Source organism: Runella sp., assembly GCF_027484545.1.
GTDB lineage: Bacteria > Bacteroidota > Bacteroidia > Cytophagales > Spirosomataceae > Runella.
Genome location: NZ_JAIXST010000046.1, coordinates 1 through 3,474, shown reverse-complemented (window position 1 = coordinate 3,474; position 3,474 = coordinate 1). Strand labels below are relative to the sequence as shown.

General features: G+C 40.9%; 4 protein-coding genes. 2 read left to right on the top strand and 2 right to left on the bottom strand.

Going from position 1 to position 3,474, the window contains the following annotated elements; all coding sequences use genetic code 11:
* Positions 1-111: 111 nt before the first annotated feature.
* Entirely contained in the window at positions 112-786 is a 675-nt protein-coding gene (locus tag Q0081_RS04175) for an NB-ARC domain-containing protein (protein WP_298349694.1), read from the bottom strand.
* Between the two features lie 184 nt (positions 787-970).
* Positions 971-1,762 (bottom strand): CHAT domain-containing protein, encoded by a 792-nt coding sequence (locus Q0081_RS04170; protein ID WP_298349692.1) that lies wholly within the window; start codon positions 1,760-1,762, stop codon positions 971-973.
* Between the two features lie 218 nt (positions 1,763-1,980).
* Between Q0081_RS04170 and Q0081_RS04165 the strand changes: the two genes are divergently transcribed.
* Entirely contained in the window at positions 1,981-2,583 is a 603-nt protein-coding gene (locus tag Q0081_RS04165; RefSeq protein ID WP_298349689.1) for an isoprenylcysteine carboxylmethyltransferase family protein, read from the top strand.
* 37 nt (positions 2,584-2,620) lie between these two features.
* A complete protein-coding gene (locus Q0081_RS04160; protein WP_298349687.1) occupies positions 2,621-3,331 on the top strand; it encodes an SDR family oxidoreductase in 711 nt (236 codons plus the stop codon).
* The last annotated feature ends 143 nt before the right edge of the window (positions 3,332-3,474 follow it).

Genomic DNA, 3,474 nt, shown 5'->3' with positions numbered 1-3,474 from the left:
TGATATTTTGTCCCTTCCCGCAAGGTAATTAGTTCAGATTCTATCAGGTCAATATGTTTTTCTTTTCGGCTCATGGCGCCAATATAATAAATCTAATCTAAATTTGATTGATTACTTATTCTGCGTATAGTCCGTTTGAATTTCAAAAGAATCATTGCCTAAATAAAGCCCTTTTCGCTCCAATTTTGTCAGAAAACTTTCCATAGTTTCGCCTAAGGCAGCCATTTCTCTTAAATTTTTGGCAAAAATCTCAATACAAAGCGTGTTATAGCCTACTGCTCTAAGGAAACGATTTAGAAAGTTTTCAAAAGTGGAAGTCGTTTCTTGATAGTATTTTTCAAAAAGTTGCTTTGCCAGTGGTTGAGGCAAATGATTAATATAAATCTCGTTTTTTACAACTTTTTGGCAACGGCTGGTAATAAGTACGTGCCAACCTAAACCGTTAAATACTTGTAAGAACTCCTCAATGTGAGGCTTGTCATTGGCATTATCCAAAATCAATAAACACTCTCTTTCCAGACCCGCCAACTCATTTTTTAGGAATTCAAGTTGTGACTGCTCGGGCACTTGTTTGAATCTATCTTCAATTTTCAACGAATATACAAGGCTGTTGCACATAGCATTTACAATGCCGCTTTCGCAAAACAGCCAAGCTAAATGTTTATAGTCTTTCTCATAAGTATGCCAATATTTAGCGGCAATGGAAGTTTTGCCAATTCCTCCTTCCCCATTAACCAAAACCAATGGCTGGGGATTCGCATTGAGAGTCTGACGAATTTTGAGTATTTCGTCTTCTCTTCCTAAAAAATCAGATGATACAGAAACGCCGACAGCAGTAAGTAAACGATTAATGAGTCGATTGCTGTAATTAGTTTAGTTTTCAATATAGGTACTTCCCGCACCCATATTGATTTGCTGGTCGATTTTGCCAAAATTATCGTCTGCCGATTCTTGACTTTTCATAAGAGTACTATAAATCAAGCTTTTCTCCATTTCTCCACACTTCTACAAGGATACTGTTTTCTTCGCTCGTTCCCAATCCTCGGAGATGACCTGTGTTCTTTGTAAGTAAGACAATTATAGCGTCATTAAATGCCTCTTCAAAAGTTTTGCCTCTGCTTAATCCGATGTACAGTCCCTGTGCAAAGCCAATGGCAGCTTCGTCACTGATGGGTTGAAGATAACCTACCACGTACATTCCGAATTCAGAAATTTCTTTAGCACACAATGCAGAATAACAGCTATTGAGCAATACTAACTCTGTAAAGGTCTTTAAAGGCCTGAATATTCGTTGCAAAATAGGCAAAGACAACGACTGAGGTTGATTCTGTTCGTTGGTAATGATAATCCCTTTTCGTTCGCCGTGGCCGGCAAAATGAATAATCTGCGGCTTAGGAGCTATCGCACGGATTAATTCTTGGATGGTAACGGCAAATTGTGGTAATAAAAATTCGTAACTATCACGGTGAGAACCTCGTTCCAATTCGGCTTTGATGAGGCGATATTCTTTATCCGTGGCAATACGCGCTTCGTTTTCGGGATTGGCAGCAATAAACAGAATTTTTTTTCGCATAGGTGGCGAGGGTTGGGGGACAGGCGAGTTGAGCGTCTGATTTTCAATGTAGGTACTTCCAGAACCCATATTGATTTGGCGACCAATGTGTGTAATTTTTTCATTTGTTTGGCTATCCGCAGAATTATTCAGTTGCTGCCCTAACCCACAGTAACCCACAGGCAAAGTCAGCAATGAATTCTCTTGCAAACAAAGTGAGTTCAAGATGTAAAGAAGCAGATATTACTTTATCCATTTCTTGGGAGGAACCTACGTAATTGTCATTTAAGTGTTGTGCAAGGTCTTTTTGAATAGTTGAATACATGAAATTTTATTAGTAAATATTACCTTTATGAAAGGTAGGAAGGTTATACATCAAATATAGCAAAAAAGGTGTTTAGCAGTGATTTACTTCTAAAAAATACATTATGCTCTCTTATCTCTTCCAAATCTTTCTTTGGCTTGTCTATGGCACCCTGCATAGCGTGCTGGCAGACAATAAAGTAAAACAGTTTTTTGAGCAAAAAGTGGGCAAAGACTATCGCTATTATCGCTTGCTTTACAATCTGTTGGCTTTGCTGTTTTTGGTAATGATTATCGCTTATCAACTCATGCTTCCCGTCGAAAGGTTTTGGGAGTTTGATTGGCGTATACACTTGGTCGGTAACGTCTTGAAATACGGCGGTTTGCTCCTCGTACTGATAGCGATATCTGGTTATAATTTAAGAGAATTTTCGGGCTTGGCTTACTCCCCTCGCAATACAAATGCCGGCTCTGGCACGCTCAAAACCACCGGTCTGCTTCGCTATGTACGTCACCCGATTTACACGGGTACGCTCCTGTTTATTTGGGGACTTTTTGTAGAAGAAGCCTCCGTTCGAAACCTCATTATGGCAGTGTGCATTACTGTCTACGTTCGCATCGGAATTGTGTTTGAGGAGCGGAAACTTGTAGCTGAATTTGGGGAGAATTACCTGGCATATCGCCGCCGCGTGGCAATGCTGTTTCCGAACTTTTATAGAGGGAGGTAGGTTTTGGGGTTACATCATCTAATAAATTTGCTTTACTATGTCAACCAAGATAAAAACAGCCCTCATCACTGGTGGAACAAAGGGCATCGGGTACGGAGTAGCCGAAATGCTCATCAAAGAAGGAATAAAAGTGGCGATTACGGGACGGAATGAAGAAACCGTCAACACGGCAATTGCTCAATTGAATCAAATCAAAGAAGGGTATGCGTTGGGTATTGTAGCGGATGTTCGCAACTTTGAATCGCAGCAAAATGCCGTCAATCAGGTACTTGGGCAATGGGGGAGTTTGGATATTTTGGTGGCCAATGCCGGGGTAGGTCATTTTGCACCGATTGAAACTCTGACCTTGGAGCAATGGCACGAAACAATGGATATTAACCTGACAGGCGTGTTTTACAGCGTGAAAGCAGCATTGCCTGCGTTGAAAGAATCAAAAGGCTATTTGATTACGATTGCGAGTTTGGCAGGGACCAATTTCTTTGCCAACGGGTCAGCCTATAATGCCAGCAAATTTGGCTTGGTTGGGTTCACGCAGGCGGTTATGTTGGATGTCCGTAATGATGGTATCAAGGTAACGACGATTATGCCGGGTTCAGTGGCTACTCATTTCAACGACCACGAACCTTCGGAAAAAGATGCGTGGAAAATTCAACCCGAGGACATTGGACAGATGGTGGCTGACTTACTCAAGATGAACCCTCGGACTTTGCCGAGTAAGATTGAGGTAAGACCAACATCGCCGAAATAGCTTATTTGAGTTAGAAGCCCTACTATGAGCAGGGCTGTTAAGTTCTATTTTTTTGTTACATTTGACCAAATATTATATGGAATATGACACTAAATGAATTTTTCAAAGATTTACCAGATTCACGTCGAAGTCAGGGACACCGC

What these genes read in the sequence shown, in the direction of transcription:
- Q0081_RS04165 (WP_298349689.1), top strand. Translation starts at nt 1,981, where the DNA reads ATGCTCTCTTATCTCTTCCAAATCTTTCTTTGGCTTGTCTATGGCACC.
- Q0081_RS04160 (WP_298349687.1), top strand. Translation starts at nt 2,621, where the DNA reads ATGTCAACCAAGATAAAAACAGCCCTCATCACTGGTGGAACAAAGGGC.